The sequence below is a fragment of the Frankia sp. CcWB2 genome (assembly GCF_977927585.1).
On sequence record NZ_CDWRCM010000060.1, the window covers coordinates 17,639 to 19,349 of the forward strand.

Here is a 1,711-nt window from a genome sequence, read left to right on the forward strand (position 1 = left end):
GAGCTGCGGCCCTCGGCGGCGAACGAGGCCAGCTTGGCGAAGTCCTGGGCCCGCAGCTGCTCGTACGAGACCCGGCAGCGCAGGCAGAACCGGAACGGCGCCGGGATGAACCAGGCCGTCATCGGCTCGGACGCCACGGAACCAGACGCCACCGAACCGGACGCCGCGGAACCGGACGCCACCGAACCAGACATGTCACGAAGGAACACGGCGCGCTCGCCGTCCGTCTCGACCTCGCTGCCGTCCGCCGTCACCCGGACCCGGCGCGGCACCTGATCGGCGAGTCTTGGCAGGACGAACGAGTGCCCGTGCTCGTCAGCGTCGAACCAGGTGTCCGGAAAACGCCCTTCGGCAATGGGATCGGTAGGCCAGGGATGATCCTCGCTCACATAGAGATAGCCGAGATCGGCTTCACTTTCAACCGCGACCGACTCCCGGCGGGCGGTATAGGAGTCGAAATGAAATAACTTGCGCGTTTCGAACCCTCCACAGGCCTGTGACCTGCGATGATGCTCTCGATCACGTATTTGTTACTTCATTACGTCCCCATAGCGGCGAGGGGTGTCCCTGCTGCGCGCGACGACGAGATATTCCTGGCCACATTCACGACAGAAGGCCAGCGGCAACAGTACCTTGTCCCGCGATCCGGGCACACTCACCTGGTATTGACTGGTAATATACCGGACCATCGTCGGTTCCAGGCTGACGTGGACCGTGTCCCCCTTGGAGAGGAACTGGTGCAGGCGAAAGGCGAACAACGGTCTGCCGTGCTCCGGATGACGCACCGCCGCGCCCTCGACGAGCATGGCCTGAATGGCGCCGGCACAGGTTTCCACCGGGAGATCCGTCCGCTCGGCGAGCTTCTCGGCGGCAGCGGCCAGGGTCGTCGAGTCCTCCCGCACCAGCCGGTCTCCGGGACCGAGAGCCAGACCGAAGGTGTCCTCGACCCAGATCGCCAGCGGATCGCCCGCGAGCCGCGCAAAGGGCTGGGGCCGGCCCCCGCTCGGCGGTGGCGCGCCGGTTGGGTCGAGCGGTACCTGCTCACCGACCCGCACCGGCGGCTCGGCATCGATGACCCGGGCCCGCAACTCCACGTCACTGACCGGTCGCCACGCCGTCGCGCGTTCGAGCGTCTCACCGATGACCCGGTCGGGCCGAACCTCCGCGCCGAACAACCGACCCGCCACGACGGCGACCTCGCGGCGCATCTCCTCGAAGGACGCCTTTCTCGACATGGTGGCCGAGGTACCGCCACACTGCATGTCCGGTGCTTCGCACGCGTCCCGTACCCGTCGGGTGAGCAGTGCGACGTCAGCACCCTGACGGCCGCGGTAGGTATGTAGTTCGTCGAGGACGAGGAAACGAAGGCCGGCGGCTGCCCCGATCAGAGCCTGGCGCTCGTGCGGCCGGGTGAGGATATACTCGAGCATCACGTAGTTCGTCAGCAGTATGTCAGGGCGCCGATCCAGGATCCGCTGCCGGGACTCGGCCGATTCCTGCCCGGTGTACCGGTCGAAGGTGACCGACCGGCCATCCACGGGTATTCCCCATTCGGGATACTTCTGCAACTCGTGGAGCTGGCTGTTCGCCAGCGCGTTCATGGGGTAGACCACGATCGCCGAGATGTGGTTCGGGCGGGGGTCACGGAGGACGGAATCCACGACCGGAACGATGTAGGAAAGGCTTTTACCGGATCCCGTGCCGGTGGTGA

General features: G+C 66.2%; 1 protein-coding gene and 1 pseudogene. Both read right to left on the reverse strand.

From position 1 onward, the window contains the following. The coding region (locus ACY45C_RS08820) for a hypothetical protein (protein WP_462187132.1) at window positions 1-389 on the reverse strand (389 nt) is incomplete at its 3' end. A 744-nt stretch (window positions 390-1,133) separates the two neighbouring features. Then, a pseudogene (locus tag ACY45C_RS08825) lies at window positions 1,134-1,711 on the reverse strand (DEAD/DEAH box helicase); the annotation flags it as partial.